General features: G+C 73.6%; 10 protein-coding genes. 3 read left to right on the top strand and 7 right to left on the bottom strand.

All coding sequences use genetic code 11. The annotated features are described in order from the left end of the window. Window positions 1-16: 16 nt before the first annotated feature. A complete protein-coding gene (locus tag OG898_RS16240; RefSeq protein WP_266960282.1) occupies window positions 17-994 on the bottom strand; it encodes a nucleoside triphosphate pyrophosphohydrolase in 978 nt (325 codons plus the stop codon). 207 nt (window positions 995-1,201) lie between these two features. Beyond that, window positions 1,202-1,822: a SurA N-terminal domain-containing protein gene (locus OG898_RS16235; protein ID WP_250737338.1), complete on the bottom strand. Its 621-nt coding sequence runs from the start codon at window positions 1,820-1,822 to the stop codon at window positions 1,202-1,204. A gap of 176 nt (window positions 1,823-1,998) precedes the next feature. Here OG898_RS16235 and OG898_RS16230 point away from each other — a divergent pair, with 176 nt between their 5' ends. Beyond that, window positions 1,999-4,347, top strand: coding sequence for a YfhO family protein (locus tag OG898_RS16230; protein WP_266957613.1), 2,349 nt, complete (start codon window positions 1,999-2,001; stop codon window positions 4,345-4,347). Between the two features lie 18 nt (window positions 4,348-4,365). Here the strand turns inward: OG898_RS16230 and OG898_RS16225 are convergent, their stop codons facing one another. The 3 genes from OG898_RS16225 to OG898_RS16215 form a co-directional block, all read right to left on the bottom strand. After that, window positions 4,366-5,874 (bottom strand): serine/threonine-protein kinase, encoded by a 1,509-nt coding sequence (locus tag OG898_RS16225; protein ID WP_266957611.1) that lies wholly within the window; start codon window positions 5,872-5,874, stop codon window positions 4,366-4,368. Next, on the bottom strand, window positions 5,871-6,527 hold the full coding sequence (locus OG898_RS16220; RefSeq protein ID WP_266957609.1) for a hypothetical protein: 657 nt from the start codon (window positions 6,525-6,527) through the stop codon (window positions 5,871-5,873). Before OG898_RS16220 ends, OG898_RS16225 begins: the two co-directional genes overlap by 4 nt. Window positions 6,528-6,658: 131 nt before the next feature. Continuing rightward, window positions 6,659-8,740, bottom strand: coding sequence for an N-6 DNA methylase (locus OG898_RS16215; protein ID WP_266960280.1), 2,082 nt, complete (start codon window positions 8,738-8,740; stop codon window positions 6,659-6,661). A gap of 288 nt (window positions 8,741-9,028) precedes the next feature. Between OG898_RS16215 and OG898_RS16210 the strand changes: the two genes are divergently transcribed. Further along, window positions 9,029-9,733 carry a hypothetical protein gene (locus OG898_RS16210; protein WP_266957607.1) on the top strand — a complete coding sequence of 235 codons (705 nt, stop codon included), beginning with the start codon at window positions 9,029-9,031 and terminating at the stop codon, window positions 9,731-9,733. Window positions 9,734-9,852: 119 nt separating this feature from the next. Here OG898_RS16210 and OG898_RS16205 read toward each other — a convergent pair whose 3' ends face one another. Further along, a complete protein-coding gene (locus tag OG898_RS16205) occupies window positions 9,853-10,569 on the bottom strand; it encodes an HNH endonuclease family protein (protein WP_266957605.1) in 717 nt (238 codons plus the stop codon). Window positions 10,570-10,679: 110 nt separating this feature from the next. Between OG898_RS16205 and OG898_RS16200 the strand changes: the two genes are divergently transcribed. Continuing rightward, window positions 10,680-10,841 (top strand): Rv0909 family putative TA system antitoxin, encoded by a 162-nt coding sequence (locus tag OG898_RS16200; RefSeq protein ID WP_250737350.1) that lies wholly within the window; start codon window positions 10,680-10,682, stop codon window positions 10,839-10,841. Between the two features lie 93 nt (window positions 10,842-10,934). Here OG898_RS16200 and mfd read toward each other — a convergent pair whose 3' ends face one another. Continuing rightward, a complete protein-coding gene (gene mfd, locus OG898_RS16195; protein WP_250737352.1) occupies window positions 10,935-14,471 on the bottom strand; it encodes a transcription-repair coupling factor in 3,537 nt (1,178 codons plus the stop codon). Window positions 14,472-14,493: the final 22 nt, after the last annotated feature.

Here is a 14,493-nt window from a genome sequence, read left to right as displayed (position 1 = left end):
ATCCCGCTGCCGAGGGTTACTCGCCGACGCCCTCGGCCGCACGGATCGCGTCCCGGTAGGTCCGGGCCACAGCGCGCAGCGCGGTCTCGGGGTCGGTCCCCGCCGCCTCGGCGCGCGCCGCCAGCTCCAGCAGTTCGTACCCGACGCCCTCTCCGCGGGGCAGTTCCACGGGCACCGCCCCCGCACGGGCGCGGCCCGCCAGCTTCGACGCGAGCGCGAGACCGGGCTGGCCGAGCGGGATCCCGTCGGTCACCGACTCCCGCTGCTTCTCCACCTGCTTGGTGCGCTGCCAGTGTGCGTGCACGTCCTCCGGGGTTTTCGCCGTGGCGTCGCCGAAGACGTGCGGGTGCCGGTGGATCAGCTTCTCGACGAGGGCCCCGGCCACGTCGTCGATGGAGAACGGCTCGTCCTCTTCACCGGGACCGCCCTCCTCCGCGATGCGCGCGTGGAAGACCACCTGGAGCAGGACGTCCCCGAGTTCCTCGCGCAGTTCCCCGCGGTCCCCGGCCTCGATGGCCTCGACCAGCTCGTAGGCCTCTTCGATGGCGTACTTCGCCAGTCCCTCGTGGGTCTGCTCCGAGGTCCAGGGGCATTCGCGCCGGACCCGGTCCATGACCTGGACGAGGTCGAGCAGGCGTGCGCCGGGCAGGTCGTACGAGCCCGGCAGCAGCTCCAGGTCCGGTACGGCGACCCGGCCGGAGCCGGCGAACCGGGCCAGGCCGTCGGTGAGCCGCCGGTCCCCCTCACCGCTGAGCAGGACGACGACGGTGTGCCCGCCGGCGCACTCCTCGATCAGCGCCTGGGCCTCGGGGGCCTCCAGGGCGACCTCGACGCCCGCCTCGCGCAGGTAGGGGAGCTGGACGTGTGCCGGGTCGGCGCACAGCACCCGGTCGGCGGTCTGCAGGGTCTGCCAGGCAGGCCAGGACAGCATGCCGGGGGCCACCCGGTGGCTCGTGGTCAGCAGCACGATGCGGCCGGTGGGCTCGGAGGACACGTCGTCAGTCACCCTCCGAACCTACCTCCCCCGGGAGGGGGCCTAGGCCGTCTCTTTCGGGTCGTGCCGGTCAGGCCCGCGTCGTCCGGTGCCGTGCCTCGCCGCGCTGCCGGGGCTCCCGCGTACTGGACGTACTCGGGTGCCCCGGCAGTGCGGCGAGGTGCGGTGCCGGGCGGCGCGGGCCAGGCAGGATCCGAAAGAGACGGCCTAGGCGCCGGTGGGGGGCTGTTCGGGCCGGGTGACCTGGGTGATCCACGGGGTGGAGTGCTCGCCGAGGGTGACCCGCTGGGGGTCCCAGACGCCGTAGCGCGGGTTGACCTCGATGCCGAGCGCGGCCGCGGCCTTCGCGGCGGGTTCGGCGAGCTTGCCCTCGCCGAACCTGGCGTTCAGCTTCTCGAAGAGCACCTGGTCCCGCACCCAGCGCTCGATCTGGTCGGGGGCGATGGCGGCCTTCTGCAGGATCGCCTCCTCGAAGGCGGCGGCCCCGCGGTTGCCCTCGTCGTAGGCCTTGCGGGCGTCCTGGAGCTCCTTGGGGGTGATGGTGATCCCGGCGTCCTTCGCCATCCGGTCGAGGATCCGGCTCTGCAGCATCGTGCTGAGCTTGACCCGGTCGAGCTGGGGGACGGCCGCGATGAGCTCGGCCGCGTGTTCGGAGCGGTTCTGTGCGGTGCGGACGTCGTTCACCTGGGCCTGGAGCGCGGAGGTGGTGATCCGTTCGCCGCCGATCACGGCCGCGGTGCCGGGGCGGGCTTCGCCCGAGCACGCGGACAGCAGAGGGGCCGCCAGGAGCAGGGCGGCGGAAACGGAGAGCGCTGTGCGACGGTGCAAAGGAGCCTCCAGGGCCGGGAGATTGTGCTTCGGTGCACAAGGGCCGTGCGGTGATCGATGTTATGCAGTCGAGGTGATCAGAGCCACTGGTTCGACCAACGATTCCGGGGGTGTTGGGGTTCGCGTCCACCGATGGCCACCCTTCGGCCCACCGGGAGTGCCAGGGTCGGCCCACCATGTCGACACCGCACCGCTCCCCGCGCCGCCCCGGTCTGCTCGGCTCGGCGCTCGCCGCCCTGGTCACGGTGGTGGCCGTGGGCGCCGGAGACGCCGTGGCGCGCGTCTTCCCGTACGGGCCCCGCCACCGCAGCATCAACGACCTCGGCAATCAGTTCGTGCCCTTCCACGCGCACCTGTGGGACCTGCTGCACGGACGCGCCGGGGGCGGGCTGCTGCTGAACTGGCAGTCCGGCTACGGCACCAGCTTCCTGCCCGATTTCGGGACCTACCTGACCAGCCCGTTCGCGGTCCTGGTCGGGCTGTTCCCGCGGCAGGACATCGACCTCGCGGTGTACGCGGTCACCGTGCTCAAGACGGCGGCCGCGGCGGCGGCGATGGCCTGGCTGCTGCGCACCCAGCGGCGCGGGCCGGTGTGGGCGGCGGGGCTGCTCGGGGCCTCGTACGCGCTGTGCGGCTGGTCGGTGATCGAGGCCTCCTACAACCCGATGTGGCTGGACGGTCTGATCGCCTTTCCGCTCCTGTGTCTGACGGGTGAGTGGGCGCTGCGCTCGCGCCGGCCGGCGGCGGCCGTCGTGGTGGTGGCGCTCTGCTGGACGGCGAACTTCTACACCGCCTACATGGCGACGCTGGGCGCGGTCCTGGTGCTGCTGGTCCGGCTGCTGCTCACCCGGGAGGGAGCGGGAGTACGGGTACGGGTCCTCGCGCGGGCGGCCCTGGCCACCGTCCTGGGCGTCGCCCTGTCGATGCCGGTGCTCCTGCCCCTCTTCCTCAGCTCGAAGCAGGCCTACCCGGGGTGGTTCAAGCCCTTCGTGCCGGTGGCGACCGAGGATCTGCTGGCCCGGCTGCTGCCCGCCACCTACTCCTTCTCCTCCCCCGCCCTGTTCGTCGGCACCGGGACCCTGCTGCTCGTGGCGGCCCTGCCCTTCCACCGGGCCGTGCCGGGGCGGGAGCGGCTGGTGTGGACGGGGCTCGTCCTGCTGGTGCTGCTGTCCTTCCAGTGGATGCCGGCGCACCTGGCCTGGCACCTCTTCGCGACGCCCAACGGCAGCCCGTACCGGCAGACCTTCGTGCTGGCCGGGATCGTGGTGATGGCCGCCTGGGCGGGGCTGTCGGCCGGCCCGCCCCGGCCGTGGGCGCTGGCGGGCGGTGCGGCGGTGCTGGCGGCCGTCCTGCTCGCGGCGAGCGGGAGCCCGCTCGCGACCCCGTGGGGACTCGCCCTCTTCGGCGGCGGCCTGGCCCTGGCGGGCGCCGCCTGGTGGGCGCTGCGCCACCGGCGCCTGGTGCTGCCGGCGGCGGCCGTGCTGGCGCTGGTCCTGCTGGCGCAGGCGGCGGCGACCACCGCCCACGGGGAGCGGGGCAAGCTGGCGAACCTGGACGACTACCCGGTGTGGGGGGCGGAGCACACCGCGCGGGCCGAGGCCCTGAAGGGCGCCGAGGGCTGGCCCGCGTACCGCACGGACGCCGGGCGGCCGGCGCTGACCGGCAACGACCCGATGCTGCTGGGCGGGGAGGGCGGCGCGTACTACAGCAGCCACACCCCGGACCTGTTCACGCGGACCATGGTGGCCCTCGGGGCGGGCTGGACCTCGCGCGGCCGCAACGTGCAGAGCCTCGACAATCCGGTGACGGACGCCGTGTTCTCGGTCGGCGCCCGGCTGCGGCCCGACGGAACGGTCGCGCGGGCCGAGGTCCCGCCGCTGGTCACCGTCCGCCCGCCGGGTGCGCAGCCGGCGTACGGGGCCTCGCCCTTCGCCAACCAGGAGCTCCTGCTGGGCGCGCGGGTGTACGAGGATCCGCTCTCCCCCGGGGTCTGCCGGGCGGGGACGGAGGCCTTCCTGTCGGCCCCGGAGTACAACGGGACGGCCCGCCTCGCGGACGGCCCGCCCTTCCGGCTGAACTCCAACCCGCCGCGCAACAGGGCCGCCCTGCAGCCCCTGGGCATCTCCCGCGGCCCGGCCTCGGCGCTGGTCTTCGAGCAGCAGGCTCCGGCGCACTGGCAGCTGTCCTGCCTGGACCGCTCCCTGCTGACCGAGGCCGTCGCCCGGCTGCGCGCCACCGCGGCGGTGTCCGTACGGGTCGGCTCCTCGGGCGTCCGCGCCGAGCTCCCGCCGGGCAGCACGGGCACGGCGGTGCTGTCCGCCCCCGCGATCGCGGGCTGGACCTGCAACGGCCGCCCGGCCGCGGGCCGGCTGGGCCTGGTCGCGGTCCCGCTGGACGGCCGCACCACCAACATCGTCTGCGCCTTCCGGCCCCCGGGTCTCGTCCCGGGGGCGGCGGTCGCGGGGGCGGCCCTGCTGGTCCTGGCGGTCCTGCTCGCGGCGGGCCGGCGGCGTCGGCGGACCTGACCTGACCCGGCCCGAGCGTCAGCGGACCTGACCCAGCCAGAGCAGGGTGCGGCGGACCTCCTCGGTGAAGGGGTGGTTCGGGCCGTGCAGGCGTTCCGCGTCGAAGAGAAGGCGGGCCAGGGTGTCGTGGGCCGCCGGGCGGTCGCCGAGGGAGAGCAGCAGGTGCGCTATGCGGCGGCGGACCTCCAGCGGGAGGCCCGGGTCCGGGTTCGCGTAGTGGTTCTCGAAGAGCGGCAGCAGCGCGCGGTACTCGGCGAGGGCGGCCGCCGGTTCACCGAGCTGTTCCAGGCACTGGGCCGCGTCGTAGCGGAAGCGCAGGGACTGCGGGTCGCCGGCCGGGAACTCCTCCGCGAGCCGGCGCAGTTCGGGCAGGGCCCGGCGGTACTGGCCGTCGTCCATCAGCGTGGCCGCGTACTGCTTGCGCAGGGAGCGGACCACCGGCGAATGCGCGCCGTGCTGCTCGGCCGCCGCCGGGAGGATGCCGCCGAGGATGTCCACGGCCTGGGTGAGCAGGCCCTGGTCGAGGAGCTTCTTGGCCTCCTCCACGGCCGCCGGGACGTCCGGCCTCGGCGGCGGGGGCGGGGTCGCGGGCCGGGGCGGGATCACGGTGGCGCGGTCGGGCCAGGGGGCCTGCGGGCGCAGGAAGGGGCGGGTCGGGTCGAGGGGCCCGGTGGGGGCGCCCGAGCCGTGGTGGGGCAGCAGCGGCGCGAGGGCCGCGTACACCGCCTGCGCGGAGGCGGGCCGGTCCTGCGGGTCCTTGGCCAGCAGCTTCAGGAGTACGGCTTCCAGCTGCTGCGGGACCTCGGGGCGCAACTGGCGCACCGGGAGCGGGGGTTCGTACAGGTGCCGGTGGAGCACCCCGAGCGCCGTGGAACCGGCGAAGGGGACGTTGCCGGACAGCAGCTCGTACAGGACCACGCCGAGCGCGTAGAGGTCGGTGTGCGGGCCGACGGCCCCGCCCATGGCCTGTTCGGGGGCCATGTACGCGGGGCTGCCGATCGGCGAACCGGTGCTGGTGAGGCGGGTGGTGTCGGTGTCCATCACGGAGGCGACACCGAGGTCGAGGACCAGCACGGTCCCGTCGGGCCGGACCATGACGTTGCGCGGCTTCAGGTCCCGGTGCACGATCGGCACCGCGTGCACGGCCGACAGCACCGAGCACAGCTGCGCGATCACCGAGACCGCCCACGGCCACGGATAGGGGTCGTGCTCGGCGAGGTGGTCGGCGAGGTCGGCGCCCTCCACGTACTGCATGACGAGGTACAGCTCGTCCCCGTCGCTGCCCGCGTCGTGCACGGTGACCAGCCCGGGGTGGTCTACCTGAGCCGTGACCCGGCACTCGCGCACGAAGCGGCGGCGCAGCTCCTCGGCCACGGAGCCGGGGCCGGCCACCTTGTCGGGGCGCAGCAGTTTGACCGCGACGCGGCGGTCCAGGCGCCGGTCGTACGCCGTCCACACCTGGCCCATGCCGCCCTGGCCCAGGATGGTGGCGAGCTGGTAGCGGTCCCCGATGAGCCGGTCCGTCACGGGCGGGGGTCCTCGCCCTGGGGCGGCTGCTGGCGGCGCAGGAGCTCGCTGAGCTCGTCGAGTTCGGCGCGGACCTGCCCGATGCGCGGGGGCGGCGTCGGGGCGGGCGCGGGCTCGGGGGCCTGCTGCGGCGCGGGCTGCTGGGGCTGGGGGTGCTGGTGCTGGTGCTGGTGCTGGTGCGGCTGCTGGTGCTGCTGCGGCCCGGTCTGGGCCACCGGCGGGTATCCGTAGGCGGGCCCGGTCTGCTGCTGGGGCGGTACGTAGGGGGAGGCGGGCGGCGGGTACCAGCCGGCCGCGGCGGGCCCGGCCTTGAGCGCCTCGAAGTGCCGGATCTCGGCGACGAGGTAGTAGATGCACACCGCGAGGCCGTTCAGGAGCGTGCCGAAGGCCCCCGTGTTGCCCTGCCAGCCGCTGGCGTCCGGGGTCGGGTCCTCACCGATCAGCGCCAGGAACACGACCTCGGCCACGCCGGAGGCCGCGAGCAGCCACCAGTCCCGGGGTTTGCGGGTGACCAGCGCGAGCCGCAGCATCGTCCCCCAGGCGAGGAACCCGCAGCTCAGGATCGGCAGCAGCGCGAACAGCACGCGCAGCGCCACCACGCCCCCGGTGCTGGGCTGGTGACCGTGGGGCGGCGGGGTGCCGGGGCCGTGCATCGCTGCTCCTGACGGGCCGTGCAGAGGAAGGGCGGAGGATTCCGGGTCTGAGGGTATACAGCCTTCCCGGCCGGGAGTGAGGGGATGCGCTCAACCGTTGTACGGTCGCAGCCCGGCCGGGCGCCGCATGCTCAATCGGGCCGGACCGTGCCGTCCGACAGTCCGTCGTACAGCCCTTGTACGAGCTGCTCCCCGAGCCGGGCGGCCAGCCTCAGGGCGTCCTCGAACTCGGCCAGCGCCCGGAACCGCGCACCGTAGACCTCCTGCTCGGTCCGTGGCAGCCGGGGCAGTTCGAGGCGGCGCACGTCGAGCCGGGTCGTGGTGGAGGCGTGGCTGCTGGCGCGGCGGTTGTTGGCGGTGGCGCGCAGGAACCCGGCCAGGAACCAGGGGTCCAGCGCGGCCGGATCGGGCCGCAGCAGCTGCAGGCCCCGGCCGAGCGCCGCCCCGGCGGTGGCCGCGTCGACCACGCGGGCCACCCCGGCGCCTCCGGTGAGGGGGACGACCACGTCACCCGGTGCGGTCAGCAGGGGCTGCTCCGCGGCGGCGGCCAGGGTGCCGGAGGGCCCGGTGCCGGCGCTCACGTCGTACTCGGTCAGGACGGGGGCCCGGCCCGCTCCGCTGCCCGTGCCCGTGTACAGGAGCAGGGCTCCGGCGCGGGCGAGTTCGCCGACGGTGGTCAGCGGCAGCCGGGCGGGCGCGGCGGCGGGCCGGTCCTTCGCGTCGGCGGGCGGGGCGGGCGGGGTGAGCCGGGCCGCGCGGGTCAGCGTCGAGTCCAGCCGGTCCCGTACGGCGGTCAGCTCGGCCAGGCCGCCGCCCGCGGCGGGCGGCGGCAGGTGGCGGGCCGGGGTCAGGTCCACATCGTCGTCGAGCAGGTCCACGACGGGCACCACGCGGCGCACGCCCGGGACGTCCGGGGCCGGGCCGCCGCGCTCGTACGCCGTCCAGGCCTCCTCCACCGCGCTGTGCACGGCGGCCCAGCCGGCCCGCCCCGGGCCCGGCCCGGGCCCGTCGGCGAGTGCGGCGGTGTCCACGAGGAGCAGCCCCGCGGGGGGCGCCGCCTGCGGGGCGGGCCTGCGCAGCACCCACAGGTGCAGCGGGATCCCGTACGGGGGCGCGGCGCCGGCCGGGAGGGCGACGACGGCCCGCAGCGCGCCCCGGCGCAGCAGGTCGGCCCGGATCCGGCGGCCGGAGCGGCGGGCTGCGGCGGCGGGCGGCATGAGCAGGACGGCGGTGCCTCCCTCGCGCAGGTGGGCCAGGGCGTGCTGGACCCAGGCGAGTTCGGATTCCGCGCGGGCGGGCAGTCCGTACTCCCAGCGCGGGTCGTAGGCCAGCTCTTCGTGGCCCCAGTTGCGTTCGTTGAACGGCGGGTGGCAGAGCACGGCGTCGACCGGTTCGGCGGCGGGCCGCGCGAAGGCGTCGGCGCGCAGGCTGTCGGCGGCGGCGGCGCGGACCGGGGCGTCCGACTGCAGGGCGAGGCGCAGGGCGGCGAGGGAGGCGAGCTCGGGCGAACTGTCCTGCGCGTAGCGGGTGGTGGCCCCGGGGACGGCCCGCAGCAGGGTGCCGGTGCCGCAGGCCGGGTCCAGGACGGTGAAGGGCGCGGCGCCGGCCGCTCCGGTGGAGCCGGTGCCCGCGCCGGAGTGGGGGCGGGCCAGGGCGGCCATGAGGAGGGCGAGGCCGTCCGGAGTGAGCGTGTACTGGCGGGGGTTGGCTTCGAGGTGGCGGCCGAGCAGGAACTCGAAGGCTCCCCTGGTGCCGAGTTCGGCGGCGAGCTCGGCCGCGGCCCGCAGGAAGGGCACCGAGGCGGACGGCAGCGGGGCGGTGGCTCCGAGCGGGTGCGCGGGCCCGAACCGCAGGGCGAGCACCCGGTCGAGGGCGGGCGCCAGCAGGGTGGCCATCCGCTCGTCGGAGACGGCCGCGGCCTCCAGCCACTCCCTGGGCCGGTCGCGTACGAGGAGCAGCGCGCTCCCGGCTTTGACGAGCGCGGCCACGGAGCCGCCGGGGTGGGCGGTCACGTACTGCCAGACGCGCTCGCGCAGCGGGACTTCGGCGAGTTTTCCCTGGGCCCGGAGCCAGTCGGTGACCTGCGCGAGCGCGAAGGAGGGGCTGGTCTCGGTGCCGCCGACGGGGCGGGGGAAGTCGGCGTGGCGGCGGCGCCAGTTGCTCACGGCGGCGCGGCCGACTCCGGCGAGGCGGGCGATCTCCGCGGCGGTCACCTCGGGGGCGGCTTCAGCAGTGGCTTCGGGGGCCACTTCGGGGGCGGCCTCAGGGGTGGCGACTTCGGGTGATTCGCGGGCTTCGGGGGCGGTAGGGGCGGTGGGGGTGGCTGGGGCCTCGGTGGGGGGCTTCTGCTCCGGCATGTGCGCGAGCATACCGCTGCAAAGAGGAGAGACCCATTCACAGCGTGAATTTAACAATCCCTCAAAAACTCGTTGACTCGGTTCACAGGCTCTGCTGTGATGATCGCACCGAACAGATCGTCAGATCAGGCAGGAGCCTCACGCATGTCCCAGACCACACGCACCAGTTGGATCGCCCGCACCGCCCGCACGAAGCTCCTGACGGGCTGCGGCGCGGCCATCGCCCTCGTGACGCTCAGCGCGTGCAGCGGCGCGGACACCACCGCCGACAAGGGCGCCGACGCGGCCGCCTCGAAGCCGGCGGCGGCGAGCAGCGCCCCGGCCCCCGACGCGGGCAAGGCCAAGTCGGCCATCAAGGGCAGCGGCACCTTCCAGGTCGGCTCCGACGTCCAGCCGGGCCTCTACAAGTCGACGGGCAACAAGGCCGACGACAACTGCTACTGGGAGCGCGCCAAGGACTCCAAGGGCGAGGCGGAGTCGCTCATCGACAACGCCAACGTCGTGGGCTCCTCGTACGTGGCCATCGCCGCCACCGACAAGATCTTCAAGAGCGAGGGCTGCAAGGGCTGGGAGCTCGTGGACCCGAAGGCCACGGGCACCCCGAAGGCCGAGATGTCCGGCAAGGCCGGCACGCTCAAGGTCGGCGTCGACATCGCCCCGGGCACCTACAAGTCCGCGGGCTCCACCGAGGACGGCACCGGCTGCTACTGGGAGCGCACCAAGGACGCGTCCGGCAGCGTCGACACGATCATCGCGAACGAGAACCCCGAGGGCCAGGCCGTCGTGACGATCGAGGCCGGCGACGGCTTCTTCACGACCGTCGACTGCCAGGACTGGAAGAAGGCCTGATCACAGGCCTGATGCAGGGGGTGGTCCGGGCCCGACCCACAGGGTGGCTCAGGACCTGATGCAGGGGGGTGCTCCGGGCCGGACCCACAGGGCGGCCCGGAACACGATCCGGGGGTGGATCAGCGGAGCCGTTCCGGCGGGCGGGTGGGGTTGCCCCCGGTCGGCAGGCGCTCCCCGGGGCAGCCGGTCAGTACGCGCTTCATCGCGTCGCGCTCACCGGCCGTGACCCACAGACCGTACTTCTGCTTGACCGCGATCTGGGCCGCGACGTAGCGGCAGCGGTACCCGCGATCGGGCGGGAGCCAGGTGGCCGCATCGCCGTCCCCCTTCTTGCGGTTGGCCGCGGCGTCGACCGCCAGCAGGTTCAGCGGATCGTTGGCGAAGGCGATCCGCTTTCCCTTGTCCCAGCCGCCGGCCCCCTTCTGCCAGGCGTCGGAGAGGGCCACGACGTGGTCGATGTCCACGCCGGTGCGGCCCCGTTCGTGCGTGATGCGGGCCCCGGTGTAGGGGTCCTTCTCCAGCACCCCGGTCAGCACCTTGCAGCCGTCCTTGAAGGTGGTCCGGGCGAGGTCCCGCTTGAGGATGTCCTCGCGGGTCCCGCAGCCGCTGCCGTCCGTGTCCAGCCAGCCCTTGCCGAACTGCTCGCGCGCGTACCCCGTCTTCGGCGCCCGCCCCTTGACCGCGAGCCCGTCCACCGAGGCCAGGGCCACCGGGCCGTTGGCCGGGCCGGGGGCGTTCGCACCCGCACCGGCGCCGGGCCCGGGGAGCACCGTACAGCCGGAGAGCGCGACGGCCGAGGCGAGCAGCAGGGTGGGAAACAGCAGGTGGGGACGCATAGGACAAGATCATAAACTCTGTCCCTTTACGGGACGTTCCGACTCTCCAGCGAGCGAACCACCCCAAACGGGCGTAGCGTCGCAAACGGGATTACGGAAGGAGCCGGAGCATGGGGATTTTCGACAGGTTCAAGGACAAGGGCAAGGACATCTCGGACAACCTCGAACAAGAGGTCAACGAGAAGACCGGCAACAAGTACGCCGACCAAGTCGACAAGGCACAGCAGCAGATGGAAGAGAAGCTCGGCATCGACGACGACCCGAACAAGTAACCCCAGCGGGAACGCGAACGGCCGCGACCGGGGACCGGAAGGTCCCCGCCGCGGCCGTCGCCGTGTCCGGGCGTCAGTACCCGCCCACCGCGCCTACGAGCCGAGGATCGTGGCGAGGAACTCCCCGGTCCAGCCCAGCAGTTCCCGTCCGACCAGCGGCTTCCCGCCCACCCGGGCGGTCTTCGGCCGCGGCACCAGCACCTGCGAGGCGGCCGGCTTGATCACCGAGCCCGGGTATAGCCGCTTCAGCCGCAGCTCCTGCGATTCGCGCAACTCCACCGGCCCGAAGCGGATGTTGGGACCCTGGAGGGTGATGTCGCCGACCCCGCAGGCGCGGGCGAGCATCCGCAGTCCGGCCACCAGCAGCAGGTTCTCCACCGGCTCCGGCAGCTTTCCGTAGCGGTCGGTGAGCTCCTCGCGGACCGCCTTGACGTCCTCCTCGGAGTTGGCCGCCGCGATGGACCGGTACGCCTGGAGGCGCAGCCGCTCGCCCGGCGCGTAGTCGTGCGGAACGTGCGCGTCGACCGGCAGCTCGATCTTGACCTCCAGCGGCGGCTCCTCCTCGACCCCTCCGTCCACGGCCGACCGGTAGTCGGCCACGGCCTCGCCGACCATCCGGATGTAGAGGTCGAAGCCGACGCCCGCGATGTGGCCGGACTGCTCGCCGCCGAGCAGGTTGCCCGCGCCGCGGATCTCCAGGTCCTTCATGGCCACGTACATGCCCGCGCCCATCTCGGTGTGCTGGGCGATCGTCGCGAGCCGCTCGTGCGCGGTCTCGGTCAGCGGCTTCTCCGGCGGGTACAGGAAGTACGCGTACCCGCGCTCGCGGCCACGGCCCACGCGGCCGCGCAGCTGGTGGAGCTGGGAGAGGCCGAAGTTGTCGCCGCGCTCGACGATGAGGGTGTTGGCGTTGGAGATGTCGATGCCCGACTCGACGATCGTCGTGGAGACGAGGACGTCGAACTTCTTCTCCCAGAAGTCCACCACGACCTGTTCCAGGGCCTGTTCCGACATCTGGCCGTGCGCCGTGGCGATGCGCGCCTCGGGCACGATCTCGCGGAGCTTGGCGGCCGCCCGGTCGATGGACTCGACCCGGTTGTGGATGTAGAAGCACTGGCCCTCGCGGAGCAGTTCGCGGCGGATCGCGGCGCCGATCTGCTTCTCCTCGTAGGGGCCGACGAAGGTCAGGACCGGGTGGCGCTCCTCGGGCGGGGTGGTGATCGTGGACATCTCGCGGATGCCGGTCACCGCCATCTCCAGGGTGCGCGGGATGGGGGTCGCGGACATCGTGAGCACGTCGACGTTGGCGCGCAGCTTCTTGAGCTGCTCCTTGTGCTCGACGCCGAACCGCTGCTCCTCGTCGACGATGACCAGGCCCAGGTCCTTGAACTTGGTCTCCTGCGAGAACAGCCGGTGCGTGCCGATGACGATGTCGACGGACCCCTCGCGCAGGCCCTCCAGCGTCGCCTTGGACTCGGTGTCGCTCTGGAAGCGCGACAGCGCCTTCACCTTGACCGGGAACTGCGCGTACCGCTCGGAGAAGGTGCCGAAGTGCTGCTGCACCAGCAGCGTGGTCGGGACGAGGACGGCGACCTGCTTGCCGTCCTGGACCGCCTTGAAGGCCGCGCGCACCGCGATCTCGGTCTTGCCGTAGCCGACGTCGCCACAGATCAGGCGGTCCATGGGGACCGACTTCTCCATGTCCTCCTTGACCTCGGCGATGGTGGTGAGCTGGTCGGGGGTCTCCGCGTACGGGAAGGCGTCCTCCAGCTCGCGCTGCCAGGGGGTGTCCGGGCCGAAGGTGTGGCCGGGGGCCGCCATGCGGGCGCTGTAGAGCTTGATCAGGTCGGCGGCGATCTCCTTGACCGCCTTCTTCGCGCGCGCCTTGGTCTTGGTCCAGTCGGCGCCGCCGAGCCGGTGCAGGGTCGGGGCCTCGCCGCCGACGTACTTGGTGACCTGCTCCAGCTGGTCGGTGGGGATGTAGAGGCGGTCGCCGGGCTGGCCGCGCTTGGCCGGCGCGTACTCGACGAGCAGGTACTCGCGGGTGGCGCCCTGCACGGTGCGCTGCACCATCTCGATGTAGCGACCGACGCCGTGCTGCTCGTGGACGATGTAGTCGCCGACCTCCAGGGTGAGGGGGTCGATCGTCTTGCGGCGCCGGGTCGGCATCCGGCCGAGGTCCTTGGTGGCGGTGCGCTGGCCGGTCAGGTCGGTCTCGGTGAGGACGGCGAGCTTGAGGACCGGGTCCACGAAGCCGTTGTCGAGGGAGCCGCACGAGACGTGGACCAGCGAGGGCTCCAGGGCGGTGACGTCCGCCTCCAGGCGGGCCGCGATGCCCTCGCCGCCGAGCACCTCGACGGTACGGGCGGCCGGGCCGTGGCCCTCGGTCAGGAAGACGGTGCGCCAGCCGTCGGCGATCCAGGCCTTGGTGTCGGCGAGCGCCCGGGCGGTGTCGCCGCGGTAGGCCTCGGGGGCGTGCATGCCGAGGGTGAGCGTGTCGCCGTGGACCGCTGCGTCCTCGTCCGCCGCGAACGGGGACACCGACCACCACATCATGCCGAGCTCGCGCGCGTGTTCCCGTACGTCGGCGATCCCGCGGAGGGAGGCCGCGCCCACGTCGATGGGGGCCTCGCCACCGCCGGCGGTGGCGGCCCAGGAGGCCATCAGGAACTCCTGCGAGGTCGCCACCAGGTCCGAGGCCCGCGTCCTAACCCGCTCCGGGTCGCACACGACGGCCATCGACCCGGCGGGCAGTACGTCGATCAGCAGCTCCATGTCGTCGACCAGGACCGGGGCGAGGGACTCCATGCCCTCGACGGCGATCCCTTCGGCGATCTTGTGGAGCAGTTCTCCGAGCTCGGGGTGGAGCTCGGCGAGGGCCGCGGCGCGTTCGCGCACCTGGTCGGTGAGGAGCAGTTCCCGGCAGGGCGGGGCCCACAGGCCGTGCTCGGCGATTTCCAGGGAGCGCTGGTCGGCGACCTTGAAGTAACGGATCTCCTCGACCTCGTCGCCCCAGAACTCCACGCGCAGCGGGTGTTCCTCGGTGGGCGGGAACACGTCGAGGATCCCGCCGCGCACCGCGAACTCGCCGCGCTTCTCGACGAGCTCCACGCGGGCGTACGCGGCTGCGGCGAGTGCCTGCGTCACCGCCCCGAGGTCCACGCTCTCGCCCTGGCGCAGGCTCACCGGTTCCAGGTCCCCGAGCCCCTTGACCTGCGGCTGGAGCACGGAGCGGATCGGGGCGACGACCACGGAGACCGGTCCGGCGGCGGGGTCGTCCTTGCTCGGATGCGCGAGCCGGCGCAGTACGGCGATCCGGCGGCCCACGGTGTCGCTGCGCGGGCTCAGCCGTTCGTGCGGCAGCGTCTCCCAGGACGGGTAGTCCACCACCTCGTCCGGGGGCAGCAGCGAACGCAGGGCGGCGGCGAGGTCCTCGGCCTCCCGTCCGGTGGCGGTGACCGCGAGCACGGTCCGCTCGGTACGGGCGGCCAGCGCGGCGATGGCGAAGGGCCGTGCGGCAGCCGGGCCGACGAGGTCCACGTGCATGCGGTTGCCGTCCCCGGCCGCGGTGACCGCCTCGGCGAGTGCGGGGTCCCGGGTGACGGCGTCGAGCAGTCCGTGCAGGCTCATGAAGGCGGCTTTCCATCCGATG

The organism is Streptomyces sp. NBC_00193, assembly GCF_026342735.1.
In the GTDB taxonomy this organism is placed as follows: Bacteria; Actinomycetota; Actinomycetes; order Streptomycetales; family Streptomycetaceae; genus Streptomyces; species Streptomyces stoeckheimensis.
This window is presented reverse-complemented; position numbering and strand designations above follow the sequence as displayed.

Coding starts and splice junctions, on each gene's coding strand:
- OG898_RS16200 (WP_250737350.1), top strand. CDS start 10,680: ATGGGGATTTTCGACAGGTTCAAGGACAAGGGCAAGGACATCTCGGAC.
- mfd (WP_250737352.1), bottom strand. CDS start 14,471: ATGAGCCTGCACGGACTGCTCGACGCCGTCACCCGGGACCCCGCACTC.
- OG898_RS16210 (WP_266957607.1), top strand. CDS start 9,029: ATGTCCCAGACCACACGCACCAGTTGGATCGCCCGCACCGCCCGCACG.
- OG898_RS16220 (WP_266957609.1), bottom strand. CDS start 6,527: ATGCACGGCCCCGGCACCCCGCCGCCCCACGGTCACCAGCCCAGCACC.
- OG898_RS16205 (WP_266957605.1), bottom strand. CDS start 10,569: ATGCGTCCCCACCTGCTGTTTCCCACCCTGCTGCTCGCCTCGGCCGTC.
- OG898_RS16230 (WP_266957613.1), top strand. CDS start 1,999: ATGTCGACACCGCACCGCTCCCCGCGCCGCCCCGGTCTGCTCGGCTCG.